The 26232-nt window shown below is 71.1% G+C and carries 27 protein-coding genes and 2 tRNA genes; 8 read left to right on the forward strand and 21 right to left on the reverse strand.

Features of this window, described 5'->3' with window-relative positions; translation table 11 throughout:
• Positions 1–3 precede the first annotated feature (3 nt).
• The 8 genes from EZ242_RS06975 to EZ242_RS07010 form a co-directional block, all read right to left on the reverse strand.
• Positions 4–708: an alpha/beta fold hydrolase gene (locus EZ242_RS06975; protein ID WP_135284426.1), complete on the reverse strand. Its 705-nt coding sequence runs from the start codon at positions 706–708 to the stop codon at positions 4–6.
• Positions 705–2045, reverse strand: a complete 1341-nt coding sequence (locus EZ242_RS06980) for a tetratricopeptide repeat protein (RefSeq protein WP_135284427.1) — start codon at positions 2043–2045, stop codon at positions 705–707. The genes EZ242_RS06975 and EZ242_RS06980 overlap by 4 nt, the downstream gene beginning before the upstream one ends.
• Positions 2046–2062: 17 nt before the next feature.
• The gene (locus EZ242_RS06985) at positions 2063–3469 is read right to left on the reverse strand and encodes an amidase (protein ID WP_135284428.1); all 1407 of its coding nucleotides are present in this window, start codon (positions 3467–3469) and stop codon (positions 2063–2065) included.
• A gap of 5 nt (positions 3470–3474) precedes the next feature.
• Positions 3475–4965: an ABC transporter substrate-binding protein gene (locus EZ242_RS06990; protein WP_135284429.1), complete on the reverse strand. Its 1491-nt coding sequence runs from the start codon at positions 4963–4965 to the stop codon at positions 3475–3477.
• 112 nt (positions 4966–5077) lie between these two features.
• A complete protein-coding gene (locus tag EZ242_RS06995; RefSeq protein WP_135284430.1) occupies positions 5078–5878 on the reverse strand; it encodes an ATP-binding cassette domain-containing protein in 801 nt (266 codons plus the stop codon).
• Positions 5875–6873: an ABC transporter ATP-binding protein gene (locus EZ242_RS07000; protein WP_135284431.1), complete on the reverse strand. Its 999-nt coding sequence runs from the start codon at positions 6871–6873 to the stop codon at positions 5875–5877. Before EZ242_RS07000 ends, EZ242_RS06995 begins: the two co-directional genes overlap by 4 nt.
• Positions 6873–7850 (reverse strand): ABC transporter permease, encoded by a 978-nt coding sequence (locus EZ242_RS07005; protein ID WP_135284432.1) that lies wholly within the window; start codon positions 7848–7850, stop codon positions 6873–6875. The genes EZ242_RS07000 and EZ242_RS07005 overlap by 1 nt, the downstream gene beginning before the upstream one ends.
• Positions 7847–8797, reverse strand: coding sequence for an ABC transporter permease (locus EZ242_RS07010; protein WP_135284433.1), 951 nt, complete (start codon positions 8795–8797; stop codon positions 7847–7849). The genes EZ242_RS07005 and EZ242_RS07010 overlap by 4 nt, the downstream gene beginning before the upstream one ends.
• A 44-nt stretch (positions 8798–8841) precedes the next feature.
• Between EZ242_RS07010 and EZ242_RS07015 the strand changes: the two genes are divergently transcribed.
• Entirely contained in the window at positions 8842–9102 is a 261-nt protein-coding gene (locus EZ242_RS07015; RefSeq protein ID WP_135284434.1) for a YfhL family 4Fe-4S dicluster ferredoxin, read from the forward strand.
• Here the strand turns inward: EZ242_RS07015 and EZ242_RS07020 are convergent.
• The 9 genes from EZ242_RS07020 to EZ242_RS07060 form a co-directional block, all read right to left on the reverse strand.
• Complete coding sequence (locus EZ242_RS07020) at positions 9091–9621, reverse strand: hypothetical protein (protein ID WP_135284435.1); 531 nt, start codon at positions 9619–9621, stop codon at positions 9091–9093. The genes EZ242_RS07015 and EZ242_RS07020 overlap by 12 nt on opposite strands.
• A gap of 27 nt (positions 9622–9648) precedes the next feature.
• A complete protein-coding gene (locus EZ242_RS07025; RefSeq protein ID WP_135284436.1) occupies positions 9649–10080 on the reverse strand; it encodes a hypothetical protein in 432 nt (143 codons plus the stop codon).
• 26 nt (positions 10081–10106) lie between these two features.
• On the reverse strand, positions 10107–10730 hold the full coding sequence (pth, locus tag EZ242_RS07030) for an aminoacyl-tRNA hydrolase (RefSeq protein WP_135284437.1): 624 nt from the start codon (positions 10728–10730) through the stop codon (positions 10107–10109).
• A gap of 128 nt (positions 10731–10858) precedes the next feature.
• The gene (locus EZ242_RS07035) at positions 10859–11491 is read right to left on the reverse strand and encodes a 50S ribosomal protein L25/general stress protein Ctc (RefSeq protein ID WP_135284438.1); all 633 of its coding nucleotides are present in this window, start codon (positions 11489–11491) and stop codon (positions 10859–10861) included.
• A 112-nt stretch (positions 11492–11603) separates the two neighbouring features.
• Positions 11604–12581, reverse strand: a complete 978-nt coding sequence (locus tag EZ242_RS07040) for a ribose-phosphate pyrophosphokinase (RefSeq protein ID WP_135284439.1) — start codon at positions 12579–12581, stop codon at positions 11604–11606.
• 155 nt (positions 12582–12736) lie between these two features.
• A tRNA-Gln gene (locus EZ242_RS07045) sits at positions 12737–12813 on the reverse strand.
• A gap of 18 nt (positions 12814–12831) precedes the next feature.
• Positions 12832–13722 carry a 4-(cytidine 5'-diphospho)-2-C-methyl-D-erythritol kinase gene (gene ispE / locus EZ242_RS07050; RefSeq protein WP_135284440.1) on the reverse strand — a complete coding sequence of 297 codons (891 nt, stop codon included), beginning with the start codon at positions 13720–13722 and terminating at the stop codon, positions 12832–12834.
• Positions 13719–14237, reverse strand: a complete 519-nt coding sequence (locus EZ242_RS07055) for a lipoprotein insertase outer membrane protein LolB (RefSeq protein WP_240787014.1) — start codon at positions 14235–14237, stop codon at positions 13719–13721. The genes ispE and EZ242_RS07055 overlap by 4 nt, the downstream gene beginning before the upstream one ends.
• Entirely contained in the window at positions 14234–16036 is a 1803-nt protein-coding gene (locus tag EZ242_RS07060) for a tetratricopeptide repeat protein (RefSeq protein WP_135284441.1), read from the reverse strand. The genes EZ242_RS07055 and EZ242_RS07060 overlap by 4 nt, the downstream gene beginning before the upstream one ends.
• A 32-nt stretch (positions 16037–16068) precedes the next feature.
• On the opposite strand from EZ242_RS07060, the gene mutM reads away from it, so the two are divergent.
• From mutM to mutY, 4 genes are read left to right on the forward strand one after another with little or no spacing between them, the layout of a single operon-like run.
• Positions 16069–16881 carry a bifunctional DNA-formamidopyrimidine glycosylase/DNA-(apurinic or apyrimidinic site) lyase gene (gene mutM, locus EZ242_RS07065; RefSeq protein ID WP_135284442.1) on the forward strand — a complete coding sequence of 271 codons (813 nt, stop codon included), beginning with the start codon at positions 16069–16071 and terminating at the stop codon, positions 16879–16881.
• Between the two features lie 52 nt (positions 16882–16933).
• Positions 16934–17311 carry a type III secretion system chaperone gene (locus EZ242_RS07070; RefSeq protein ID WP_135284443.1) on the forward strand — a complete coding sequence of 126 codons (378 nt, stop codon included), beginning with the start codon at positions 16934–16936 and terminating at the stop codon, positions 17309–17311.
• 57 nt (positions 17312–17368) lie between these two features.
• Positions 17369–19339, forward strand: coding sequence for a dynamin family protein (locus EZ242_RS07075; protein WP_135284444.1), 1971 nt, complete (start codon positions 17369–17371; stop codon positions 19337–19339).
• Complete coding sequence (mutY, locus tag EZ242_RS07080) at positions 19336–20364, forward strand: A/G-specific adenine glycosylase (protein WP_135284445.1); 1029 nt, start codon at positions 19336–19338, stop codon at positions 20362–20364. The genes EZ242_RS07075 and mutY overlap by 4 nt, the downstream gene beginning before the upstream one ends.
• 21 nt (positions 20365–20385) lie before the next feature.
• Here mutY and rapZ read toward each other — a convergent pair whose 3' ends face one another.
• The 3 genes from rapZ to EZ242_RS07095 are packed head-to-tail and all read right to left on the reverse strand — an operon-like array spanning position 20386 to position 23844.
• Positions 20386–21276 carry an RNase adapter RapZ gene (rapZ, locus tag EZ242_RS07085; protein WP_135284446.1) on the reverse strand — a complete coding sequence of 297 codons (891 nt, stop codon included), beginning with the start codon at positions 21274–21276 and terminating at the stop codon, positions 20386–20388.
• Between the two features lie 13 nt (positions 21277–21289).
• A complete protein-coding gene (gene recN, locus EZ242_RS07090; protein WP_135284447.1) occupies positions 21290–22945 on the reverse strand; it encodes a DNA repair protein RecN in 1656 nt (551 codons plus the stop codon).
• Entirely contained in the window at positions 22942–23844 is a 903-nt protein-coding gene (locus EZ242_RS07095; RefSeq protein ID WP_135284448.1) for an NAD kinase, read from the reverse strand. Before EZ242_RS07095 ends, recN begins: the two co-directional genes overlap by 4 nt.
• A gap of 44 nt (positions 23845–23888) precedes the next feature.
• Between EZ242_RS07095 and hrcA the strand changes: the two genes are divergently transcribed.
• The gene (gene hrcA / locus EZ242_RS07100; RefSeq protein WP_135284449.1) at positions 23889–24899 is read left to right on the forward strand and encodes a heat-inducible transcriptional repressor HrcA; all 1011 of its coding nucleotides are present in this window, start codon (positions 23889–23891) and stop codon (positions 24897–24899) included.
• A 9-nt stretch (positions 24900–24908) separates the two neighbouring features.
• On the opposite strand, the gene arsC is transcribed toward hrcA, so the two are convergent.
• Positions 24909–25334, reverse strand: a complete 426-nt coding sequence (gene arsC, locus EZ242_RS07105) for an arsenate reductase (glutaredoxin) (protein WP_135284450.1) — start codon at positions 25332–25334, stop codon at positions 24909–24911.
• A 47-nt stretch (positions 25335–25381) separates the two neighbouring features.
• Between arsC and EZ242_RS07110 the strand changes: the two genes are divergently transcribed.
• A tRNA-Ile gene (locus EZ242_RS07110) sits at positions 25382–25458 on the forward strand.
• A gap of 58 nt (positions 25459–25516) precedes the next feature.
• Positions 25517–26182 (forward strand): DUF2459 domain-containing protein, encoded by a 666-nt coding sequence (locus EZ242_RS07115; RefSeq protein WP_167784679.1) that lies wholly within the window; start codon positions 25517–25519, stop codon positions 26180–26182.
• The last annotated feature ends 50 nt before the right edge of the window (positions 26183–26232 follow it).

Below are 26232 nucleotides of genomic sequence, written 5' to 3' on the forward strand. Positions count from 1 at the left end.
GCTTCAGCGCTCGGTCGCGCGCAGCCAGTCGGCCAGCGCCGCGTTGACGCGGGCCGGCTGCTCCATGGTCAGCATGTGCCCGCAGCAGGGCACCGTGTGCAGCACGGCGCCGGGCACAGCGGCGTGAATCTCCCGGGAGCATTCCAGGGGCGTGAGCGCGTCGTCCTCGCCGCACATCACCAGGACCGGGCAGGCGAGCGCCGGCAGGTGCGGCCGCGCGTCGGGCCGCAGCGTCACGGCGCGGTTCTGCCGGGCGAGCTGCTGCGCACCGGCCCGGTACACGAATCCCAGGTAGCGGCCTACCAGGGCCGGATCCCTGGCGTGATCGGGGTGGAAGGCGAAGTGCAGGTTGGGCTCGATCACCTCCTCCATGCGGCCCTGTTCGAACAGCTCGATGGCGGCTTCACGCAGGCTGCGCATGTCGGGTGTCTCGGGCCGCGCGGTGGTGCCGAGGAGGGCCAGCCCGCGCACGCGCTCTGGCGCCTGGCGGGCAGCTTCCAGCGCGATCATGCCGCCCATGGACGCGCCGCAGAGGGTGAGCGGGCCCTCGTGTTCCTGCAGCAGCAAGGCCGCCATGGCCGCGATGCTGTCCTCGCGCATGTGCACGTCGCTGACCTCCGGGTGCCATGGGGCCAGCCCCAGCAGCTGGTCCCGCCACATCGTCGCATCGCCGGCCAGGCCCGGCAGCAGCACGAGGCGGGCCTTCATGCGCCGAACACCGGCGCCACCGCCGCGAGCCCCAGGCATTCGTAGAGCGCACGGGCCTGGCGCCGCAGGCGCAGGGACTCGGGCGTGGCCCGCAGCCGCTGCTGCAGCAGGTGCTGGGCGCCGGAGAGCGCGCCGGCACGCCGCAGGGCGTCCAGGTGCAGCTGCTCGAACAGGTCGCGCTGCGCATGGCTGCCGCCGATGGCGGTGAGCCGGGGCAGGGCGCCGCCGAGTGCCTCGGCCGCTTCGGGGAAGCGCCCCTGCGCGTGCGCCAGCAGGCCGCGCGCGGCGGGCAGGGCGACCTGCATCCACACGCCGCCTTCGGCCTGCGCATGGCGTTCCAGGTGGCGCAGCAGCACCTCGGCCTCGGTCCGGCCGGCGCGGGCGAGGCCGTAGAGGTAATGCAGGTCCAGGAAGGGCAGGACCTGGTCCGCCGTCCGGGGCGCGAGGAACTCGCCGAGCTCGTGCCAGCGCGGTCCCACGTCCCAGCCGGCCAGCTCCAGGCGCGCGAGCAGGGAGACCGCATTGACCTGGTCCTGGCTGTAGCCCTTCTCGTGCGCCCACACCTGCCGGTCGTACAGGGCCAGCACCTCCTCGGGCCGGTCCAGCTCCAGCGCGAACAGCGCCTGGTGCCAGAAGTTGTGCGTGACCATGAAGGAGTTCAGGCCGACCCAGGTTTCGCTCATCTCGGCGAGGAAGGCGTGGCCTTCGGCGATCCGGCCCTGCGTGAGCAGCACGTGCGCCAGCGCGTGGTGGGCCCAGGGCTCCTTGCGGCGCAGCGCGATGGCGCGCCGCGCAGCGGCCTCGGCCTGCTCCAGCGCATGGCACTGCTCCCAGCCGAAGGCCAGCATGCCGTGCAGAAAGGGCACGTCCGCGCAGGCGGGCGCGGCGTGAAGCGCCAGGCGCAGCAGGCCCGGCGCGTCGCCGGCGTTGAAGCGGTGGTACTGCCCCAGCTTGACCGAGGCCAGGTCACGCGGGTGCAGGCGCGCCTGTTCCTCGTGGAGGTCCGCGGCGCGCCGGGTGTCGCCCGCGACCCAGGCCGCCACGGCGGCGATGAAGCGCTGCTCGCGGTCGGTGGCCTGCTGCGCGCCGGCCTGTGCACGCGCCAGGAAGGGCTGTGCGTGGTGCGGCGCCTCGGGCGTCTCGGCGAACATGTGCACGGCGGCGGCATAGGCCTGCACGAGCGGGCTCTCGTCTTCCTGTGCGCAGGCAAGCACGTGGACGGCCCGCGACTCGCAGGCGATGAAGCCCTCGACGAAGTCGTTCACGGCCGCCAGGGCCGCGTCGCTGTCGCAGCCCGTGAGCGGGTTGCCGAGGCTGTCGCTGCGTGCGGCGGGCATGGGCGGGTCCCCGTGTCCTAGCCTTCGATCAGCGGCGTGGGCCAGGGCCGCTGCGGCTCGCGAATGCGTTCCCAGGCACGGGCCACCTTCAGCACGCCCAGGTCGTCGAAGCGACGGCCGGCGATCTGCAGGCCGATGGGCAGGCCCTCGTCGGTGTAGCCGCAGTTGATGGAGGCGGCCGGCTGCTCGGACATGTTGAAGGGAACGGTGAAGGCAATGTGCTCCAGCGGCCGCAGCGGGTCGTTGGTGGGCGAGGGCAGTTCGGCCTCGAAGGCCACCACCGGCGAGGTGGGCGAGAGGACGTAGTCGAAGGGCGCGCAGGCGGCAACCGTGGCCACGCGCGTGGCGTGGAACTGGCTCGCGGCGCGGAACATGGCGTCTGCGGAAAGGCCGGCGGCGCTGTCGGCCCACTGGCGGATGTAGGGCAGCACCTGTGCGCGGGCGTCCTCGGGCAGCGCCTTCATGTCCACATGCGAGCGCATGCGCCAGAAGTGGTCCATGCCGTCGAGCATGGCGCGGGTGAAGAAGGGCGGCATGGCTTCGACGACGGCACCGGCGCGCTCGAAGGCGCGTGCGGCGTCCTCCACGGCGGCACGGACCGCCGGCTGCACGGGCAGGCCGCAGCCGGCGTCGAGCAGCAGGCCGATGCGCAGGCCGCGAAGGCGTTCGGGAGCGGCGTCGAACTCGCCCCAGGCGATGTCCTGCCAGGGCAGGCTCATGCTGTCGCGTGCGTCGGGGCGGCTGAGTACCTGCATGAGCAGCGCCGAGTCCGCGACCGTGCGCGTCATGGGCCCGGCCGCGCGGCCGGTGTAGGGGGGGTCGATGGGCACGCGGCCCAGGCTCGGCTTGAGCGTGAAGATGCCGCACCAGCCCGCCGGCAGGCGGAGCGACCCGCCGATGTCCGTGCCCACGTGCAGCGGCCCGTAGCCGGCCGCCGCCGCCGCGCCGGCGCCGGCGCTGGAGCCGCCGGGCGTCTTGCGCAGGTCCCAGGGGTTGCGCGCGAGTGCGTGGAAGCTCGACAGGCCCGAGGACAGCATGCCGTAGTCGGGCATGGTGGTCTTGGCCAGCAGCACCGCGCCGCTTTCGCGAACGCGCGCGGCGGGGGGCGCGTCGGCCTGCGCGGGCGAGAGCGGCACGGCCCGCGTGCCCAGGGGGGTGGGGTCGCCCCGCGTGGCGATGTTGTCCTTGAGCGTGATCGGCACGCCGTCGATGGGCCCGAGCGGCTCGCCGCGACGCCAGCGGGCTTCGCTCTCACGGGCCGCTGCCAGGGCGGCTTCGGGCCGCGGCAGGTAGAGGGCATGGAGCCGCGGCTCCCAGGCCGCGATGTGGTCCAGCACCGCGCGCGTGGCCTCCACCGGCGAGACGGCCCGGTCGCGGTAGGCAGCCACCAGTTCGGCGGCCGACAGCTCGTGCAGTGCGCCCACGCCGATCAGGACCAGGAGATGGCGGACAGGTCGTTCACGAAGATGGGCATGTCCTTCCAGAGACCCTTCACGTTGCGGTTGGCCACCGTGACCCATTGCGGCTGGTACAGGAAGGCGTGCACGCTGTCCTCGGCGATGAGGCGCTGGATATCGGCCAGCAGCTTGGCGCGGTCCTGCGGGCGCGGCGCGTTCTTGTACTTGTCGTACAGCTCGACGAACTTGGGGTTCTCGTAGTTCCAGTAGTAGCCCGGCTTGCCGAAGTTGCCCAGGTCGAAGGGCTCGACGTGGGAAATGATGGTCATGTCGTAGTTCTTGTTGCCGTAGACGTTGGAGAGCCACTGCGCCCACTCCACGTTCTGCAGCCTGGCGTTGATGCCCACCTTGGACAGCATGGAGGCGATCACCTCGCCACCCTGGCGCGCGTAGGGCGGCGGCGGCAGCACGATGGTCAGCTCCAGCGGCGTCGTGATGCCCGCTTCCTTGAGCAGGGCGCGGGCCTTGTCGGGGTCGTAGGGGTTCACGCCGGTGGTGTCCACGTAACCGAAGGCGCCCGGGACGTAGTGGCTGCCGATGGGCGCTCCGTAGCCGTCGCCGGCGCCCTGGATCACGGCCTTGCGGTCGATGGCGGCCGCGATGGCGCGGCGCACGCGCACGTCGTCCAGCGGCTTCTTCTTGTTGTTCATGGCCAGGATGGTCTTGGCGCGCGATCCCGCGACCAGCACCTGGAACCGCGGGTTGCCCTTGAGCTGCGGCACGCTGCGCGGCGTCACGCGCTGGAAGACGTCCACGTCGCCGGCCAGGAGCGCCGCCATCTGCGCCGCCGGGTCGGAGATGAAGCGGAAGGTGGCCCGCTCGATCTTGATCTGGTCGGCGTTGCGGTACTCGGGCCACTTGCGCAGCGTGACGGAGGAGCCCTTGACCCAGTTCTCCAGCACGTAGGGGCCGGTGCCCACCGGCTTGGTGGCGTTGCTGTCCACGCTCTTGGGCTCGACCATGATGGCCGTGGCCTGGCCGAGCAGGAACAGCATGTCCGGGTCCAGCTCCTTGTTGACGATGACCAGGGTGTGGTCATCGACGGCGCGCACGGTCTCCATGGCCGCGAAGGTGCGCTTGTCCTTGTTGGTGCTTTTCTCCGCGCCGGCGCGCTCGAAGGAGAACTTGGCGGTGTGGGCGTCGAAGGGCACGCCGTTGTGGAACTTCACCCCCTTGCGCAGCTTGAAGGTGTAGGTGCGCAGGTCGGGCGAGACTTCCCAGCTTTCAGCCAGCAGCGGGCTCACCGTGCCGTCGGGGTTGATCTTGGTGAGCGTCTCGTAGACGTTGTAGAGGGTGATCTCCGCGATGGCGGAGGCGGCGCCGGCGGTCGGGTCCAGCCCCGGCGGCTCCAGCGCCATGGCCAGGGTGAGCGTGTTCTTCTTGCCTTGCGCCAGCACGCCGGCGGGCAGGGTGGCCAGGGCGGCCAGCGAGGCCGAGTGGGTGAGCAGGCTGCGTCGTTTCATGGAACAAGGCTCCTCGGAAGGGATGGGCTGGATGGGAATCGTGAACCGCTGGAAAGGTTCAGCCGCGGGGCATGATCGGCTGGCGCGGCGGTGGACGGCAATGGGGGTTTCCTCATGGCGCGGCCGGTGGCTCGGGGATGGCGTCGAGCAGGCTGCGCGTGTAGGGGTGGCTCGGCTCGCTGAACAGGCGCTGCGACGGCCCCTGCTCCACGATCTGCCCCTGCCACAGCACGGCGACCTCGTCGCACAGGTGGTGCACCACCGCCAGGTCATGGCTGATCAGCATGTAGGTGACGCCGAACTGCGCCTGCAGGTCCTGCATGAGGTTGAGCACCTGCGCCTGCACGGAAACGTCCAGGGCGCTCACCGGCTCGTCGGCGACGATGAGGCGCGGCCGCGTGATCAGCGCCCGCGCGATGGCGATGCGCTGGCGCTGGCCGCCCGAGAACTCGTGCGGGTACTTGGCCAGGTCCGAGGCCCGCAGGCCCACCGACTCCAGCACCTCGGCCGCCTGCCGGCGCCGCTCGGCGCGCGAGGCCTCGTCCAGCGCCCGCAAGGGCTCGGTGACGATGCGCTCGATGGACTGGCGCGGGTCCAGCGATCCGTAGGGGTCCTGGAACACCATCTGGAAGTCGCGCCGGGCCCGGCGCAGGTCCTCGCGCGGCAAGGCGTGCAGCTCGCGCCCCTGGAAGCGCACGCGACCGGCGGTGGGCACGTCCAGGGCCATCACCAGGCGCGCGAGCGTGGACTTGCCCGAACCCGATTCGCCCACGATGCCCAGGCTGCGCCCGGCCTCGATGGTGAAACTCACGCCACGCAGGGCCGACAGGCGCGGCGGCGGCTGCAGCAGGCGCTCGCGCGGCAGCACGTAGTCCTTGGCCAGGCCCTCGACCTGCAGCAGCGGCTCGGTCATGCCGGGGTCTCCGTGCGGCGCCTTGCGGGGTCGGCCGCGACGGCGTCGAGGCGGATGCAGCGCGCCTGGTGGTCCGGGGCCACCGTGACAGGTGGGGGCAATCCGGCGTGGCAATCCGGCACGGTGTAGGCGCAGCGGCCCGCGAAGGGGCAGCCGGGCGGCAGGTCGGGCAGCTCCGGCACGGTGCCGGGGATGGTCACCAGCCGCTGGCGGGGCTGGCCGGCCAGCCCCGGGCGGGCGCCGAAGAGGCCCAGGGTGTAGGGATGCGCGGGGCGTGCGAAGACGGCGGCCGTGGGGCCGTTCTCGACCACCGTGCCGCCGTACATGACCATCACGCGCGCGACGTTGCGCGCGATCACGCCCAGGTCGTGCGAGACCAGGATGAGCGCCATGCCGCGCTCGGCCACCAGCTCGCGCAGCAGGTCCAGGATCTGCTTCTGGATGGTCACGTCCAGCGCAGTGGTGGGCTCGTCGGCGATGAGCAGGTCCGGCCCGCAGGCCAGCGCCATGGCGATGGTGATGCGCTGGCGCTGGCCGCCGGAGAACTGGTGCGGATAGGCGTCGGCGCGGCGGGCGGCATCGGCGATGCCCACGCGTTCGAGCAGGGCGATGGCCTCGCTGCGCGCCTGGCGCGAGGACAGGCCGCGGTGCAGCCGCAGCGGCTCGGCCACCTGCCGGCCCACGGTGTGGACGGGGTTCAGGGCCGTCATGGGCTCCTGGAACACCATGCCGATGCGGTCGCCGCGCAGGCCCGCAAGCGCCCGGTCCGGCAGGCCCACCAGCTCCTGGCCGGCCAGGCGGATGCTGCCGGTGACGCGCGCGTTCTCCGGCAGCAGCCCCATGAGCGCCAGCGCGGTCATGGACTTGCCGCAGCCCGATTCGCCCACCAGCCCCAGCGTGTCGCCCCGCGCCAGGCTGAAGCTCAGGTCGCGCACGGCGCGGGCCGGGCCGCGGGGCGTGGAAAGCTCGATGGTGAGGTGGCGGACGTCCAGCATCAGCGGCGGCGCGAGAGCTTGGGGTCGAGCAGGTCGCGCAGCCCGTCGCCCAGCAGGTTGAGGCCGAGCACCGCGGCCGCGATGGCCAGGCCCGGGAACACCGCGAGCAGCGGCGCCTGGAAAAGCAGCGTCTGCGCCTCGCTCAGCATGCGGCCCCAGGAGGGCTGCGGCGGCTGCGTGCCCAGGCCCAGGTAGGACAGGGCGGCCTCGGCCAGGATGGCGATGGCGAAGCGGATCGTCGCCTGCACGATCAGCACCGAGGCGATGTTGGGCAGCACGTGCTCCAGCGTGATGCCCAGGCGCCCCTTGCCGCAGGCCCGGGCCGCCAGCACGAACTCGCGCGCCCACACCGCGTTGGCCGAGGCGCGCGTGATGCGCGCGAAGGTGGGGATGTTGTAGATGCCGATGGCGATGATGGCGTTGACCATCCCCGGGCCGAACACCGCGGTGAGCATGATGGCCGAGAGGATGGCCGGGAAGGCGAAGCCGAAGTCGGCCACGCGCATGATGGCCTCCTCCACCCAGCCGCGCAGGGCCGAGGCCAGCAGGCCCAGCGCCGTGCCGGCGAGAAGGCCGATGCCCACCGCGATCACGCCCACCACGATGGACGCGCGAGCCCCTACCAGCAGCAGCGAGACGAGGTCGCGCCCGTAGGGATCGGTGCCGAGCCAGTGCGCGCCGCCGGGGGGCAGCAGGCGCAGCGACATGTCCACGTCATAGGGGTCGTGCGGGGTCCAGACGAAGGACAGCAGGGCCGCGAGCACCAGCAAGGCGGTGAGCACCGCGCCCGCGACGAAGCTGGGGTGGCGCATTGCCCGGCGGCGGAAGTCGTGCACCGGTGCGGCGCCGGGCTGGACGGGTGCGATGTCCCCGCCCGGTCCGCCGCCTGCCCCGGCACCGGCGCCCGCGGCCGGGGAAGCCGGATGCGGCACGCCGTCGCGCGGGGATGGCGTGCTCGGCCGGGTGCCTGCGCTCATATGTCGCTCGCCTTCACGCGCGGATCGATGGCCGCGTACAGCAGGTCCACCACGAAGTTGACGACCACCACCATGGCCGCGAGCAGCATCACGCAGTTGCGCACCACGATCAGGTCGCGGTTGGCGATGGACTGGAAAATCAGCCGCCCCAGGCCTGGCAGGTAGAACACGCTCTCGACCACGATGGTGCCGGCCAGCAGCTCGGCGAACTGCAGGCCCATCACGGTGACCACCGGGATCATCGCGTTGCGCAGCACATGCCCCCACAGCACGCCGCGCTGCGACACGCCCTTGGCGCGAGCGGTGCGCACGAAGTCCTCGCGCAGCACCTCCAGCACCGCCGAGCGCGTGATGCGCGCGAGGATGGCCGACTGCACCACCGCGAGCGACAGCGCCGGCAGCATCAGGGAACGCAGGCCTTCCCACAGCCCGGCGTCCCAGCCCGGGAAACCGCCGGCGGAGAACCACTGCAGGTGCACCGAGAACAGCAGGATCAGCAGGATGGCGAACCAGAAGTTCGGAATGGCGATGCCCAGCTGCGTGAGGCCCATGACGCCCACGTCCCCCGCCTTGTTGTGGCGGGCGGCGGCATAGACGCCGGCACCCAGCGCCAGCGCGATGGTGAGGGTCATGGCGAGCACCGCCAGGGGCACCGTGAGCAGCAGGCGCTCGCGCACCAGCTCACCGACCGGCGTGCTGTAGGCGTAACTCAGGCCCATGTCGCCTCGAAGCAGGCCCGAGATCCAGTGCAGGTAGCGGGAAAAGGCCGGCTGGTCCAGGCCCAGCTTGGCGGCCAGGGCTGCCACGGCCTCGGGGGAGGCGTCCGGCCCCATCAGCACCTGGGCCGCGTTGCCGGGCAGCACCTCCAGCACCAGGAACACGACGACCGAGGTGCCAACCAGCGTCGCGAGCAGGGTGATGAAGCGCTTGACCAGGAACAGGCTCATGGCGCGCGGGATAATGCCAGACTTGTTCCCGGGAGTACTTTCGCATGGCGCTGATGATCACCGACGAATGCATCAACTGCGACGTCTGCGAGCCCGAGTGCCCGAACGAGGCGATCTCGCTGGGCCCCGAGATCTACCAGATCGATCCGGACAAGTGCACCGAGTGCGTGGGTCACTTCGACGAGCCGCAGTGCGTGCAGGTCTGCCCGGTGGCCTGCATCCCGGTCAACCCCGATCGCATCGAGGACCGCGACTCGCTCTGGCGCAAGTTCCAGCGCCTGTCCGACCCCGCCTCACGAGGCTGAGCCTTCGGTCACTTCCTCGAACTTGCGGTCTTCCTGCTTGGCCCGCTGCATCGCCTCGGGCTCCAGCTCCTCGGCCGCGCGGTTCAGGCGAACGAAGACGCCCCAGGCCGCAAGCAGCACGCCGGTGGCCGCCAGAACCGCGCCGGCGTACATGAGTCGTTCCATGTCCTCGTGCACCGCCTTGAAGACGGCCACCAGCCCCTCGATCGCCAGCGCAACCACGATCACCACGAAGAAACGCGAGAGGAAGCGCCGCACGCGCGTGGGGCCGCTCACGTTGGCGCCGCGCACGATCTCCTCTTCCGCGATGGTCTGCGACATCTGAAGCGCCAGCACCGCGGCAGCGAGGTAGCCGATGGCCTCGATCACCTCCTGCGCCGCGTCCTTGCCGAAGCCGTCCGCCTGCAGCGCGACCCAGGCCACGCGAAAGGCGATGACGATGAGCGCACCGGCTGCCATCGTGAAAAGGAGTGCGACCACCCCATGGATGAAGGCGAAGAGGTGCATCAGCAGGCGCATGGCCCTGCGATGCTAGCGCCCGGGGGCTCAGCGCGGGTGCTTCGAGTCCGAGGGTTTGCCCGTCCTGCCCTTGCCGGGGCGGGTGTCGCCCGCGGTACGCGGCACGCGGGCAACGAAGGGCTGGTCGCGCAGCGAGAGGTCATCCGCGAAATCGAACTCGCTGTCGTCCCGCGCGGGCTCCGTGCGCGAGCGCACCTTCACCGTCACCGGCCGCAGCGCCTGCGCCCGCTTTTCCGCGCGCAGTCGGTCCCGCTCCAGCGTGTCGGCCAGGCGGGCGTCACGCTGCGCCGCGCGCTCGGACTGCGCGCGCTGCTCCGGCAGGCGCTCGTCCGCGGCCTCCACGGCGCGGGCGCCGGGGCAGGGCCGGTCGGCGTAGGTGTTGCCGCAGCGGTAGATGGCCTGCCCCCAGGCGGGGGTGCTGGCCAGCAGCGCGATGGCAAGGGTGGTTCGCGGCTTCATCCATCTCCTCCTCAATGCGTGGGCGATCAGCCGTCGGCCGCCGGGGGCACGTCCGCGCGCGGCGGCTTGGGCCGGGGCGGCTTGTGCGTGTGGACCAGCAGCGTGGCCTTTTCCATCTCGCCGGCCAGCAGGGCCGGTGCGGCCTTCAGCGTGCGCGCGATGCAGTCCTCGATGGCACTGCGCTGGTCCGGTGCGGGCTTCCTGAGCACCCAGTCGGTGACCTCGGACTTCACGCCCGGATGCCCGATGCCGATGCGAAGGCGCCAGTAGTCCGCGGTGCCCAGCTGGGCATGGATGTCGCGCAGGCCGTTGTGGCCGCCGTGGCCGCCACCGAACTTGAGCTTGGCCTGGCCGGGCACGACGTCGAGTTCGTCGTGGGCGACCAGGATGTCCTGCGGCGCAATCTTGTAGAAGCGCGCGAGCGCGGCCACCGAGCGGCCGGAGAGGTTCATGAAGGTCTGCGGCTGCAGCAGCCACACGGCCTGCCCGTGCACGCTGCCCCGCGCGAGCAGGCCCTGGTAGTGGCGGTCGGGGGCCAGTTGCAGGCGCAGCTCGCGCGCCAACGCATCGACCCACCAGAAGCCGGCGTTGTGGCGCGTTCCCTCGTACTCGGTCCCGGGATTGCCCAGGCCCACGAACAGCTTGATCATGGCGGCTATTAGAGACGAAATCCCCGCACGCGCCCGTGGCTGCCTGCGAGGCTTGCCAGAAACGAAACGGCCCGCGATGGGCGGGCCGTTTCACCATCGAGGCCTGCCGCGGCGGCAGGCTCTGGGGCTTACTTCTTGCCTTTGCCCTTGCCCTTGGCGGGCTCCGGCGCGGGAGCGGCTTCAGCCGCAGGCGCTTCTTCGGCAGCCTGTGCGACCACCGACACCAGCACCGGGTTCTTCTTGCCGCGCGTGACGGCCGACACGCCCTTGGGCAGCTTGATGTCTTCCAGGTGCAGGGACATGCCCTTCTTCAGGCCGGACAGGTCCACCTCGATGAATTCGGGCAGGTCGCCGGGCAGGCAGGAGATCACCAGCTCGGAGATCACGTGGTTGACCACGCAGTGATCCAGCTTGACGGCATCGGACTCGGCCTCGCCCTTGTAGTGGACCGGCACGTTGTTCTGCAGGCGGGTGCGGGCGTCCACGCGCTGGAAGTCCACGTGCTGGACCAGCTGCTTGAACGGGTGGTACTGCACGTCGCGCAGCAGCACCTTGCTGCTCTTGCCGTCCACTTCCATGTCCAGGATGGACGAGTGGAAGGCTTCCTTCTTCAGGGCGTGCCACAGCGCGTTGTGATCGAGCTCGATCAGCTGGGGCTGGCCTTCGCCACCGTAGACGATGCCGGGCGTCTTGCCCGTGTTGCGCAGACGGCGGCTCGCACCCGTTCCCTGCTTGGCGCGCTCGAAAGCGACGAATTTCATGACTGGCTCCTTGTGCAGCGCCCTGGCGCTGCCGGTTTCGATCGGCACCCACCGCGACCAGTGTGATGCCAATGCTGGAAATGCCCGCCGCAGGCGGCGGGCGGCTTGTGCCTCAGAACAGGTTGTCCTGGTCCGAGAACAGACTCATGACCGACTCGCCCTTGGCGATGCGCTGGATCGTCTCGGCGATCAGCGGCGCGACGCTCAGCTGGCGGATCTTGGTGCAGGCGCGGGCGCCGTCGGTCAGGGGGATGGTGTTGGTCACGACCACTTCGTCCAGGGCCTCGCCCTTGGAGATGCGCTCGATGGCCGGGCCCGAGAAGATGGGGTGGGTGCAGTAGGCGTAGACGCTGCGCGCGCCGCGCTCCTTGAGGACCTCGGCCGCTTTGACCAGCGTGCCGGCCGTGTCGATCATGTCGTCCATGATCACGCAGTTGCGGCCGTCGATCTCGCCGATGACGTGCATGACCTCGCTCACGTTGGCCTTGGGCCGGCGCTTGTCGATGATGGCCAGGTCGCAGCCGAGCTGCTTGGCCAGGGCCCGCGCGCGCACCACACCGCCGACGTCGGGCGAGACCACGATGAGGTCGTTGTAGTTTTGCTGGCGCAGGTCCGCCAGCAGCACGGGCGAGGCGTAGATGTTGTCGACCGGAATGTCGAAGAAGCCCTGGATCTGGTCGGCGTGCAGGTCCATGGTGAGCACCCGCGAGACGCCCACGGTCTGCAGCAGGTCGGCCACGACCTTGGCCGAAATGGGCACCCGCGACGAGCGGGGCCGGCGGTCCTGGCGGGCGTAGCCGTAGTAGGGGATGACGGCGCTGATGCGCTCGGCCGAGGCGCGCTTGAGCGCGTCGACCATGATCAGCAGTTCCATCAGGCTGTCGTTGGTGGGCGCGCAGGTGGGCTGGATGACGAAGACGTCGCGCGCCCGAACGTTGGTGTTGATCTCGACGGTGACCTCGCCGTCCGAAAAGCGCCCCACGGTGGCCGCGCCCAGCGAGATCTTGAGGTGGTCGGCGATCTCGGCCGCCAGCTTCGGGTTGGCGTTGCCCGTGAAGACCATGAAGTCGGGGGAAGGAGCAGCCTGCATTGCGGAGCCAGCGATGTGAAACGTTTGAGCCTGGAGTGCGGTGAGCGACACACGGCCACTGCGTCGCGCCTTGCCTGTGTCGCTCTTACCGTCGCCGCACGTGACCGGCACGCCGCGCCGCGTGCCCCGGCAACTGCAGCGTGCCGACGGCGGTTTGGCAGGGGAGGAAGGACTCGAACCCTCGCATGCCGGAATCAAAATCCGGTGCCTTAACCAACTTGGCGACTCCCCTACACAGGTGGAAGGCCGTTCAGCCTTCCACCCTTGAACTGTCGCTGCCTGCCCAGCCCCGCAGGGGGTGCGCCGGCAGATTGCTGCAGATCCTCAGTTGCATGCCCGGTGGCGGCGTGAGGGCCGAAGTGGCCAGCGCATCGCTCTTTCGGGCCGGCTCGCCCTCCCCGAGGATGGCGAACACCGCACTGCCTGAGCCGGTCATCCTGCCCTGCCAGCCTTGCGACTCCAGCCACCCGAGGGCTTCGGAGATGCCGGGGCAAAGCCTCTGGGCAACCGGTTGCAGGTCATTGCGACCGAAGTCGTAAGGCCCTGCAGCAAAGCCCGTGAGTATAGCAGGCTCGCTGGACCGGTTTAGCTGGGCGTCGGAAAAGATTTTCGCGGTCGCCAGGCCTTGCTGCGGCTTGAGCACCACGCAGCGTACCGGCGGCAGCTCGATGGGCGTGATGCGTTCGCCGATGCCTTCGACCCAGGCATTGCGTCCCCGCAGGAAGAAGGGCACGTCCGCGCCCAGTGACAGGCCGATGCGTTCCAGCGCCGGCAGGTCGAGCCCGAGGTTCCAGAGGCGATTGAGCGCCAGCAGGCAGGTCGCCGCATCCGAGGAGCCGCCGCCCATGCCGGCCTCCGCCGGAATGCGCTTGTCGATGGCGATGTGCACGCCCTCGCGGCAGCCCGTGGCCTGCTGCAGCGCAGCGGCCGCGCGCAGGCACAGGTCCTGCGGCGGCAGGGCGGCGCCCAGGTCCTCGCGGCTGAGGGCGCCGCCGGGCCGGCGTTCGATGTGCAGGGTGTCGTGCCAGTCGATCAGCATGAAGACCGACTGCAGCAGGTGCATGCCGTCCGCGCGCCGGCCGGTCACGTGCAGGAAAAGGTTCAGCTTGGCCGGCGCCGGAAGGTCGTGGAAGGCCTTCATGGCGTTTCGAGGACGATGCGCAGTTCGGCGGGCGGCGCGGGTGAATCGCGGCGCGCGACCAGCCGGCCCTCGGCATGCCGCGACAGGTCGGCCTGCCACCCTTCGGCCTGGCCCGGGCGCCCCCGGAGCCAGTCGAAGAGGGTCTCGACCGGAACCTGCGTGCCCAGCGCGTGCGTGATCAGCGCCTCCAGCGAGGGAAAGCCCCGCGGCTCGCCGCCGCTCTCGCGCAGCACCGCAAGTCCGGGCGCCCAGCTCAGGACGGCGGCCGTGCTGCCGACCGGGGTGAACAGCGCGAGCTCGCCGCGTTCGGGCGAGCCGCGCAGCTCGAAGCCCGCGGAGACGGACTGGCGCGGTTCGCTGTCCACGCGCACGGCCAGGCGGCCGCTCCAGCGGGGCAGCTCGGCCGCTTCCGCGGAGGGCGCGCGCAGGCGGCTTGCACAGCCGGCGAGCACGGTGAAGAGGCACGCCAGCAGCAGCCAGAGGCCCAGGCGCATCGGTGCGCCCAAGGGGATCACGGGGTGACCTGCAGGCGCTTGAGCGTCTGCTGGAGGGTCTCGTTCTCGCGGTCGACCATCAGGCCCTCGCGCCAGACCGCCTGGGCCCGCTCGCGCTGCCCCATGCTCCAGAGCACCTCGCCCAGGTGGGCGGCGATCTCCGCATCGGGCCGCTGGCGGAAGGCGCGCTCCAGGAGGCGCAAGGCCTCGGCCTGGTTGCCCATGCGGTACTCCACCCAGGCCAGGCTGTCCGTGATGAAGGGGTCGCCGGGCGCGAACTCCAGGGCCTTCTGGATCAGGCGCTTGGCCTCGGGCAGGCGCTGGTTGCGATCGGCCAGCGAATAGCCCAGCGCGTTGTAGGCGTGGTGGAAATCCGGCTTGAGCTCGATGGCCTTGCGCAGGAGGCGCTCGGCCTCGGCGTGGTCGCCCATCTTCTCGGCCAGCATGGCCCAGTCGTAGAGCAGCTCGGCGTCCGCTGGCTCCTTTGCGCTCGCCTCCTGCAGCAGCGCCTGGGCGGCCTTGTACTGGCGGTTCTCGCGCAGCAGCTGCACCTGTGCCATGAGCTTGGTGCGCGCCTCGGCCGGCGTGCGCTCGGGCAGGCCGCGAAGCAGCTCGCGCGCGTCCTCCAGTCGACCCTGGCGCGCCATGATGGAGGCGCGCCGGGTCTGCGCCGCCACCAGTTCCTGTGGGTTCTCGATGCGGTCCAGCCAGGCGTTGGCCTGTGCCAGGTCCTGGCGCTTCTCCGCCACCTGCGCCAGTCCCAGGTAGGCCTGGGCCCGCCCGCGCGCGCGCTCCTCGCCGCTGCCCTCGGCGGCGCGTGCGAGCTCCAGGTAGCGCTTGAACGCGGCGTCGGCCTCCTCCAGCCGGTTCTGCTGCACCTGCAGCGCGCCCAGGACCAGCCAGGCCTCCGGAAACTCGGGGCGCTCGGTGGTGATCTGCTGCAGCTGGCCCACGGCTTCCGGCGCGCGCTGCGCGTCCAGCAGGACGCGGGCGTAGGCCATGCGCAGCTCGGGCAAGGCCTTGGGCCCGGCCAGGTAGCGCAGCACCATGGCCTCGGCCTGCGGTTCCTTCGGGTCCATGAGTTCCAGGGCGAGGAGGGCGGGACCCTCGGCTGACGGGTCGGCCGAGTGCGCGCGCTGCGCGGCGGTCACCGCACCGGGCGTGTCGCCGGCGGCAAGCCGCACGCGGCCCAGGGCGGTCCAGGCCGAGGCGCGGGTCTGCTCGCGCGCGGTCCACTCGGCCAGCGCCTGTTCGACCACGGCCGCGGCCTGCTTCTTGTCGCTCACGCGGGCATAGAGGCGGGGCAGGGCGGCCAGCACCGCCGCTCGCTCGCTGGCGGGGGCGAGGCTCAGCTCCGACCGGAGCGGCTCCAGGCTCTCGGGAACCCGATTGAGCGCCAGCAGGATCTGCAGCACGTAGCGGTTCGCCTCGCGCGAGCCGGGATGGGCCTGCTTCCAGGCCCGGGCCGCCTGCAGCGCGGATTCGCCGGCGCGCGACTGGAAGGCGATCTCGACCGCCCGCTGGTACAGCTCCGGGTTGTTGGTCTTGCGGGCCGCGTCGAGCACCAGCGAGAACCCCATGCCGGGGTCGTCGCTGCGGGCGTTGAGTTCGCCCAGGAGCAGCTGGTAGAACAGCTCCGCGCCGAGTCCGCCGCCGGCTGCGGCCGCGGCGGCGGCAGGGCCCGGGCTCGAAGTGGGTTGCGGCGCGGCCGCCGCGGGCCGTGATGGTGGCGAAGCGGGCGCGTTGCCCTGCGCGCAGGCGGCCTGTGACGCGGCCAACAGCGCCAGCGCGACCGCGCCAAGACGGGGAAGAAAGCTCATTCGGGCCATCATAATCGGCGCCTTTCGCCGCCATGCCTGAACTGCCGGAAGTCGAGGTCACTCGCCTGAGTTTTGCCGACCGGATCACCGGCGCGCGCATCCTTTCGGCGCGAATCGGCAAGCCGTTGCGCTGGGCGCTGGGCTGCGAGCCGGCCGAGCTGGCCGGCCGGACGGTGTGTGGCGTGCGTCGCCGCGGCAAGTACCTGCTCATCGACCTGGACCAGGGCATCCTGCTGCTGCACCTGGGCATGTCCGGCAGCCTCTCCTTCGCGCCGGACCATCCCGAGCCCGGCCCCCACGACCACTTCGACCTCGCCACCACCCAGGGCGTGCTGCGCCTGCACGATCCGCGGCGTTTCGGCGCCGTGGTGTACGCGGGTGGCGAGGCGGCGCCGGAGGCGCTCAAGCTGCTCGGGCGGCTGGGCGTGGAGCCCCTGGGCGAGCACTTCGATCCGGCCGCCTTCCATGCCGCGCTGAAGCAGCGCCGGGCGCCCATCAAGCAGGTGCTGCTGACCGGCGACGTGGTGGTGGGCGTGGGCAACATCTACGCCTCGGAGGCCCTCTTCCTCGCCGGCATCCGGCCGACCACGCGCGCCTCGCGCATCGGACCCGAGCGGGCCCTGCGCCTTCACGCCGCCGTGCGCGAGGTGCTGGCCAGGGCGGTGCGCCAAGGGGGCAGCACGCTGCGGGACTTCTCCAATGCGCGCGGCGAGTCCGGGTACTTCCAGCTTGAAGCCATGGTCTACGACCGCGCGGGCCTGCCCTGCCGCCGGTGCGGCACGCCGGTGCGGATGATCCGCCAGGGGCAGCGCGCGACGTACTACTGCCCCCAGTGCCAGCGCTGAAAATGAACCGGTTCGGTTTACATTCCGTTTCTTCCGCCATGGAGCCAGCGGCATGGAATTCACCGAACTCATCGACCAGCTTTCTCAGCAGCTGAACCTGCAGGGGCTGCAGCCCGGCCCCGGCGGCCGCTGCGCAGTGCGCTTCGACGATGTCGTCGTGCAGTTCGCCGCCGTGCCGTCCGCCAACGCCGTCGACCTGAGCGCCCAGGTGGGCGTGGTCGACCTGCGCGAGCCGCAGGTGATGCAGCTGCTGCAGTCCACCCGGGACAACAGCATCGCCCTGCACTGGAACGAGCGCGGCGAGGTGACCGTGCGCCAGCGTTTCTGGCTGCAGGTGCTCTCCTTTCCCCACTTCTTCCGCTCGCTGAACCTGTTCATCACCCAGGCGGAGCACTGGCGGGTGCGGCTGAAGGCGACGTACCCGGTCTGAGCCAAGAACAAGCTGGGCAGTCGGCAACCCGGCTGCTATAGTCGCCGCAGCCTGCCAATGCTCACCCCCAGCTTCACCGCACAGCTCGATCAGCACACGCTCTGGCGGCGCGATTTCGCGCTGCGGCTCAAGCACCTTTCCAGCTGGCTGCGCGACAACGAACTCCTGGACGACGCCACCTCCGACCGCCTTCGCGGGCTGGAGCAGCAGGTGCGCTCGGACAAGGTGGTGGTGGCCTTCGTCGCCGAGTTCTCGCGCGGCAAGTCCGAGCTGATCAACGCCATCTTCTTTTCCGGCTACAAGCGGCGCATCATGCCGGCCAGCGCCGGGCGCACCACCATGTGCCCGACCGAGCTGGGCTGGGACCCCGAGCTGCCCGCCTGCCTGCGCCTGCTTCCGATCGAGACGCGGCTGCAGCCGCAGGCCCTGTCCGAGTGGCGCCAGCTGCCCGAGCACTGGCAGCAGATCGAGCTGGACGTGAAGGACCCGGCGCAGCTGGCCGAGGCGCTGCAGAAGGTGTCCGAAGTGCGCCACGTCTCGGTGGACGAAGCGCGCGAGCTGGGCTTCTGGCACGAGGACGCCCCCGAGGACAACCCGCGGGTGGATGCGGCGGGCCGCATCGAGGTGCCGCGCTGGCGCCATGCCCTCATCAACATCGCCCACCCGCTCCTGAAGCAGGGACTGGTGGTGCTGGACACGCCGGGCCTCAACGCCATCGGCGCCGAACCCGAGCTCACGGTCAACCTCATCCCGCAGGCCCACGCGGTGGTGTTCATCCTGGCGGCCGACGCCGGCGTGTCGCGCTCGGACCTGACCATCTGGCGCGAGCACCTGGCCGTGGCGCCGGGCGAGGCGGACTCGCGCCTGGTGGTTTTGAACAAGATCGACACGCTCTGGGACGCGCTCAGCACGCCCGAGCAGGTGGAGGCGCAGATCCAGCGCCAGCGCGACACCTCGGCCGAGGTCCTGGGCCTGCCCGCCAGCCGCGTCATTCCCGTGTCGGCGCAGAAGGGTCTGCTCGCCAAGGTGGGCAACGACACCGAGCTGCTCATGGCCAGCCGCCTGCCCGAGCTGGAGCTGGCGCTGGCGCAGGGCACCATGGGCCAGCGCCAGCGGATCCTGCGTTCGGCCGTCACCGCCGGCCTCGCGGAGCTGCGCCAGGACGTGGCGCGCTCGCTGCACGCGCGCCGGCGCGAGCTCGCCGAACAGCGCGTGGAGCTCAAGGGCCTGCGTGGCAAGAACACGGCCGTCATCCGCCACATGCAGTCGCGCATCGAACTCGAGCGCGCCGAGTTCGACGAGAGCGGCGCGCGCCTGCATGCCGTGCGCTCCATCCACCTGAAGTTGCTGCGCGACCTCACCGAGATGCTGGGCGCCGCGCAGGTGCGCGCGCAGGTGGCGGACCTGGCGACCACACTGCGCCAGCCCGGCCTCAAGCTCGGCGCGAGCCGCGCGTATGCCGAGGCCTTCGAGCGCCTGCGCGGCCAGCTCGCCAAGGCGCAGGCGGCCAGCGCGGAGATCCACGCCATGCTGGCGGCGGCCTTCAGGCAGCTCAATTCCGAGCAGGGCTTTTCGCTGCAGGTCCCGCGTGAGCCCGACCTGTCCCGCTTCGGCAAGGACCTGGACCTCATCGAGCGCAGCCACCTGCAGTACCTGGGCGTGCGCAACATGCTGCGCATGGCCCAGCCGGCCTTCGCCGAACGCGTCGTGCGCGCGCTCACGGCCCGGCTGCGCGCCGTCTACGAGTCCGCGCTGGGCGAAGTGGAGCAATGGAACAAGTCGGCGGCTTCGCAGCTCGACGGCCAGCTGCGCGAGCGCCGCCGCAACTTCAACCGGCGCATCGAGGCGCTGGACCGCATCCAGCAGGCCGCCGCCGGCCTCGACGAGCGCATCGTCGAGATCGAGTCGCAGGAAGCCACGCTCGACCAGTCCGTGCGGCAGCTCGCGGCGCTCACGAGCGCCCTGATGGACACGTCGGCTGCCGCCGAAGTCCGACCGCCGCTGGAGCGCGCCGAAGCCGCTGCATGAGTTCCCTGCCGCAGGCGTTCGCCGGCCGCGTGGTGGCCTGGCAGAAGGCGCACGGCCGCAGCGGCCTGCCCTGGCAGGCCACGCGCGACCCCTACCGCGTGTGGCTGTCCGAGATCATGCTGCAGCAGACGCAGGTCAGCACGGTCCTGGGCTACTACCAGCGCTTCCTCGCGCGCTTCCCCGACGTGCGGGCGCTCGCGGCGGCGCCATTGGACGAGGTCTTCGGGCTCTGGAGCGGCCTGGGCTACTACAGCCGGGCGCGCAACCTGCACGCCTGCGCGCAGCAGGTGGTGACCGAGCACGGCGGCATGTTTCCCGACTCGGCCGCCGCCCTGGCCACCCTGCCCGGCATCGGCCGCTCCACGGCGGCGGCCATCGCCGCCTTCTGCTTCGGCGAGCGCGTCGCCATCCTGGACGGCAACGTCAAGCGCGTGCTCACGCGCGTGCTGGGCTTCGACGCCGACCTGGCCCAGGCCGCCAGCGAGCGGCGCCTGTGGGACCGCGCGAACGAACTGCTCCCCGCGGGCGGGCCAGACATGCCGGCCTACACGCAGGGCCTGATGGACCTCGGCGCCACCGTCTGCCTGGCACGGCGCCCGCAGTGCGACCGCTGCCCGGTGCAGGCCCCATGCGTGGCCTTCCGCCAGGGCGAGCCCGAACGCTACCCCGTCAAGACGCGAAAGCTGCGCCGCACGGCGCAGTCGCTCTGGCTGCTGCGCGCCTGCCGCACCGGGGACGGTGCCGTGTGGCTGCAGCGCCGCCCTGATTCGGGCGTGTGGGCGGGCCTGTACTGCCTGCCGGTGTTCGACTCCTTCGAGGCCCTGCGCGGCTGCGTGCCGGCCGGGACCGCGCTGGAGGAGGAGCCCGGCTTCCTGCATGTGCTGACCCACAAGGACCTGCACCTGCACCCGGTACGGGTGCAGCTCGGCGCAACCGGCCCCGCCACCGCGGGGGAGTGGGCTGCGGCACCGCGCTGGGAGCAGCTCGGCCTGCCCGCGCCGATCCGGCGCCTGCTCACGGCCTGAAGAAGGCGCCAGGCCAGCGCTTCAGCCCTGGTCCAGTTCGCGGTGGCGGGTGAGCGTGGTCCAGCGGTCGCTGAAGGCCGCGGCGAGCTTTTCCACCAGGTACACCGAGCGGTGCTGCCCGCCCGTGCAGCCGATGCCCACGGTCACGTAGCTGCGCTGGTTGCGCGCCAGCGCCGGCAGCCAGTGGGTGAGGAAGGATTCGATGTGCGCGTACATCTGCGCGACCTCCTCACTGGCCGCGAGGTAGTCGGCCACCGGCGCGTCGCGGCCGGTGAGCGGGCGCAGCTCGGGCTCGTAGTGCGGGTTGGGCAGCATGCGCACGTCGAACACGTAGTCCGCATCCACCGGGATGCCGCGCTTGAAGGCGAAGGACTCGAACAACAGCGTGAGCTGGCTCGCGGGCGCCGCGAGCAGCGACTTCACGTGCGCCTGCAACTGCGCGGCGCGGATGACGCTGGTGTCGATCACCAGCGACTGCTCGCGCAGGTCGGCCAGCAGCTCGCGTTCGAGTTCGATCGCTTCCACCAGCACGTTCTGCAGGTCGGGCTTGCCGGCGAGTTCGTCGCCCGGTCGGTCCGCCAGCGCCGACAGCGGATGCCGGCGCCGCGTCTCGGAGAAACGGCGCACCAGCGTGTCGGTGGTGGAGTCGAGGAAGAGCGCGCGCAGGCGCACGCCGCGCCGCTGCAGCTCGCGCAGCTGCGAAGGCACGATGGGCAGCGACTGGGCGCTGCGCACGTCCATGGCGATGGCCACCTGGCCGGCGGCGATCTGCTCCTCCAGCGTCACGAAGGCCAGCAGCAGCTCCGGCGGCAGGTTGTCCACGCAGTAGTAGCCCGCATCTTCCAGCGCGCGCAGGGCCACCGACTTGCCGGAGCCCGACATGCCCGTGATGAGGACCAGCTCCAGGTTCATGGGTGCGTGCCGCTCAGGTGGGCCGGGCGCCGTCGCCCAGCATTTCCTTGGCGTGCGCCAGGCTCGTGCCGGAGAGGCGCTCGCCGCCCAGCATGCGCGCGATCTCGGCCACGCGCTGCTCGTGCGCCACCGGCGCGACCGAGCTGGCCGTGCCCTGCGCGTCGGCCTGCTTGCTCACCACCAGGTGCTGGTCGGCGCAGGCCGCCACCTGCGGCAGGTGCGTGACCGCCAGCACCTGCCGGTCGCGACCGAGCTGCTTCATGAGGCGGCCCACGGTCTCGGCTACGGCGCCGCCCACGCCGGCATCCACCTCGTCGAAGATCAGGGTCTGCGCCTCGCCCAGGCGGCTCGTGGTCACGGCAATGGCCAGCGCGATGCGGGACAGCTCGCCGCCCGAGGCCACCTTGCCCACCGGCCGGGGCGTGCTGCCCGGGTGGCCGGCCACCAGGAAGCCCACGTCCTCCAGGCCCGAGGCGGCGGGTTGATCCAGCTTGTTCAGGGCCACCTCGAAGCGCCCGCCCTGCATGCCCAGGCCCTGCATGGCCTGCGTGATCGCAGTGGCCAGGGCCGGGGCGGCCTTGGTGCGCTGGCGCGACACGTTGCGCGCCAGCGTGAGCCAGGCCTGCTGCTCGCGGGCTTCGGCCGCCTCCAGGCTGGCCAGGTCGGCCGCGGCATCGAGCGCGGCGAGTTCTTCCTTCCAGCCGGCCAGCACCGCGGGCAGCTCGGCGGGCGTGCGGCGGAAGCGCCGCGCCAGCGACATCCACAGCGACATGCGTTCGTCCAGCTCGGCCAGGCGCTGCGGGTCCAGGTCGGCGCGGCGCAGCCAGGCATGCAGGCTGTGAGCGGCGTCCTCGGCCTGCGCGAGGCTGGAGGCCACCACCTCGGCCATCGCGCGGAACTGCGCGTCGAAGGACTGCTGCTCGTCCAGCAGCGCCTGCGTGCGCGCGAGCCGGCCCGCGGCGCCGCCGTCCTCGCCTTCCAGCAGCTCCAGGGCCTGCTGGGCCGCGTCGATCAGGGCCTGCGCGTGGGCCAGCCGCGTGTGGCTCGTGTTGAGTTCGTCCCACTCGTCGGCGCCGGGCGCGAGCTTGTCCAGCTCCGCGATCTGCCAGGCCAGGCGCTCGCGCTCGCGCTGCAGCGACTCCTGCGCGGAACGCGCATCGGCCAGCGCCTTCTGCGCGCTGCGCCAAGCCTGCCAGCGCGCGGCCAGGGGCCCGGTGTCGATGCCGGCATAGGCGTCGAGCAGGCCACGCACGGAGTCCGAGCGCGTGAGGCTTTGCCAGGCATGCTGGCCGTGGATGTCCACCAGCCGGTCGCCGGCTTCGCGAAGCTGCGCCGCGGTGGCCACGCTGCCGTTGATCCAGGCGCGGCTCTTGCCCTGCGCATCGACGCTGCGCCGCACCAGCAGCGTGTCGCCGGCCTCGAAGCCGGCCTGCTCCAGCCAGGCGTGCAGCGAAGCGGGCGTGTCGAACTCCGCGCTCACCTCCGCGCGCGGCGCGCCTTCGCGCACCACGCCGGCCTCGGCCCGCGCACCCAGCGCCAGCTGCAGGGCGTCGATGAGGATGGACTTGCCGGCGCCGGTCTCGCCGGTGAGCACGGTGAAGCCGTGGGAGACATCGAGCTCGAGCTCGCGCACGATCACGAAATCACGCAGGACGATGCGCCGCATCATGAGGTGCCGCCGCCTCCGTACCAATGAAGCTTTTCGCGCAGCGTGTCGAAGTAGCTCCAGCCGCGCGGGTGCAGGAAGCGCACCTGGTGCTGCGAGCGGCACACCGTCACGCGGTCGCCGTGCAGCAGCGAGGCCAGGGACTGCATGTCGAAATTGGCGCTGGCATCGCGCCCGGCCACCAGCTCGATGGTGACCTCACCGGCGTCGTTCAGCACGATGGGCCGGTTGGACAGCGTGTGCGGCGCGATGGGCACCAGCACCCAGCCGGGATTGGACGGGTGCAGCAGCGGCCCGCCCGCCGACAGGGCGTAGGCCGTGGAGCCGGTGGGCGAGGCCACGATCAGGCCGTCCGAGCGCTGGTTGGCCACGAAGTGCCCGTCCACCTCCACGCGAAGCTCCACCATGCCCGAGGTGGCGCCGCGATTGACCACCACGTCGTTCATGGCCAGCGCGTCGAACACGCACTGGCCGTCCCGCATGACCCGCGCGTGCATCAGGCGCCGGCGGTCCTCGTCGTACTCGCCGCGCAGCATGGGGGTGAGCACCGTGCGCCATTCGTCCAGGCGGATGTCGGTGATGAAGCCCAGCCGGCCCTGGTTGACGCCGATCAGCGGCACGCCGAAAGGCGCCAGTTGCCGCCCGATGCCCAGCATGGTGCCGTCGCCCCCCACCACCAAACACAAGTCACACTCGCGTCCGATGGATGGGACATCCAGCGTGGCGTGGGCGTGCACTCCGGCATGCGCGGCCGTCTCGCGCTCGATACACACCTCACAGCCTTGCGCCTGCAGGAACTGAGCCATATCCTCGAGCGCAGCGCGGGGCGTGCCGCCGCCACTGACCGCCACCGACGCGGGGTGCTTGCCGATGAGGGCGACGTGACGGAAGTGGGAACTCATTCACAAAGATTACATCATTAAAATTCAGCAGGACCCGCCCGAAGATGCTCGATGACCGTGCCAAGTTGTTGTTGAAAGCGCTGGTCGAACGCTACATCGCCGACGGCCAGCCCGTGGGCTCGCGCACGCTCTCGCGCGCCTCGGGCCTGGAGCTGTCGCCGGCCACCATCCGCAACGTCATGTCCGACCTGGAGGAGCTGGGCCTCATCGCGAGCCCCCACACCTCCGCCGGCCGCGTGCCCACCGCGCGCGGCTACCGCCTCTTCGTGGACACCATGCTCACCGTGCAGCGCGAGTCACTGCCCGGCGCGCGCCTGGCGCCGGACCAGCCGCAGCGCGTGATCGCCAACGCAGCGAGCCTCTTGTCCAACCTCTCGCACTTCGTCGGCGTGGTCATGGCACCGCGCCGTAGCTCGGTCTTTCGCCACATCGAATTCCTGCGCCTGTCCGAGCGCCGCTACCTGGTCATCATCGTCTCGCCCGACGGCGACGTGCAGAACCGCGTGGTCTTCACCGAGGTGGACTACACGCAGCAGCAACTGGTGGAAGCGGCCAACTACCTCAATGCGAACTACGCGGGCCTGGCCATCGAGCAGGTGCGCGAGCGCCTCAAGGGCGAGGTAGAAAAACTGCGCGCCGAAATCGCGCAACTGATGCAGACCGCGGTGGACGCCAGCTCCGAGGCGCTCACGCAGGCCAGCGAGGAAGTCGTCATCTCCGGCGAGCGCAACCTCCTGTCGGTCAGCGATTTTTCCAGCGACATGAGCCACCTGCGCCGCGCCTTCGACCTCTTCGAGCAGAAGACGCAACTCATGCGCCTGCTGGACATCTCCAGCCAGGCCGAGGGCGTGCGCATCTTCATCGGCGGCGAAAGCCAGACCGTGCCCTTCGAGGAACTGTCGGTCGTGAGCGCGCCGTATGAAGTGGACGGCCAGGTGGTGGGCACCCTGGGCGTCATCGGCCCCACGCGCATGCCCTACGACCGCATGATCCAGATCGTGGACATCACCTCACGGCTGGTGAGCAACGCGCTGAGCCACCACCCGAAGCCTTGATTGGGCTCCTCAGCCCGCGCGCTTGCCGCTGTCCTTCACCACCTCACCATCTTCCTTGGTGAAGGGCGCCACCGGCCCGGTGGTAGGCAGGATCTCCAGCACGGCCTCAGAGGGGCGGCACAAGCGCGTTCCCAGCGGCGTCACGACCACCGGCCGGTTCATCAGGATGGGATGCTGCAGCACGAAGTCCAGCAGCTCATCATCTGACCACTTCCCATCGCCCAGCCCCAGCTCCGCATAGGGCGTTCCCTTCTCCCGCAGGATCCCCCGCACCCCCAGCCCGGACTGCGCCGCCAACTCGCGCAGCTTCTCCTTGGAGGGCGGGTGCTTGAGGTACTCGATCACCTGCGGCTCGATCCCCGCATGGCGGATGAGGGCCAGTGTGTTGCGCGAGGTGCCGCAGGCAGGATTGTGGAAGACGGTGACGTCGGCCATGGCCGGCAAGCATAGCGGGAGCGCGAACCTACAATGCGTCGGCTCGGGGGCCGTTAGCTCAGTTGGTTAGAGCAGGGGACTCATAATCCCTTGGTCGCTGGTTCAAGTCCAGCACGGCCTACCAGGCCTCCCCACGGGTTCCGCCCGGGGACTTGAGACCGTCTGGCGACAATGCCAGCGCCGTGTCCCACCTGCCTGCTACGCACACCTGTCGTGCCATCCTCCTCGCAGCCCTGCTCGCAAGCGGCTGCGCATCACCGCCTGAGCCACCACCCGCCCCCGAGCGCACCGTCTTCGTCGTCCGCCACGGCTGGCACACCGGCATCGTCTTCCGCAGCCAGGACCTGCCTGCGGATTCGCCGCTTCGCACCAGTTTCCCTCGCGCCCACCACATCGAAGTCGGCTGGGGCGACCGCGCCTTCTACCCCGCACGGGAGCCGGGCCTGGTGCTCGGGCTGCGCGCGCTGCTGTGGCCCACGCCGGGCGCGCTGCATGTCGTGGGCCTGGCCGGCCCGCCGGCCCTCGCGTGGCCGGACAGCACGGTGGTCGAAGTGGGTGTCACGGCCGGCGGCCTGGACCGCATGCACGAGCGGGTGCGAGGCAGCTTCGCGCGGGACGCCGGGGGTGCCCTGGAGCCGCTCGGTCCGGGGCTGTACGGCGACAGCCGCTTCTACGCCTCGCGCGAGTCCTTCCACGCCTTCAAGACCTGCAACGTCTGGACGGCCCAGGTGCTGCGCGCGGGAGGCTTGCCGACGGTGCCGGCGGCCGCGCTCACCAGCGGCATGCTGCTGAACCAGATCAGGCCGCTTCGGCTGCCCGAGGCCGCCGGGCAGCAATCGCCGACTTGAGGGGGAAGCGTCGTGCGGGCCGGCTGACGGGCCGGCGCCGCCAAGCCCCA

It is taken from the genome of Ramlibacter rhizophilus (assembly GCF_004681965.1).
Classification (GTDB): Bacteria; Pseudomonadota; Gammaproteobacteria; order Burkholderiales; family Burkholderiaceae_C; genus Ramlibacter; species Ramlibacter rhizophilus.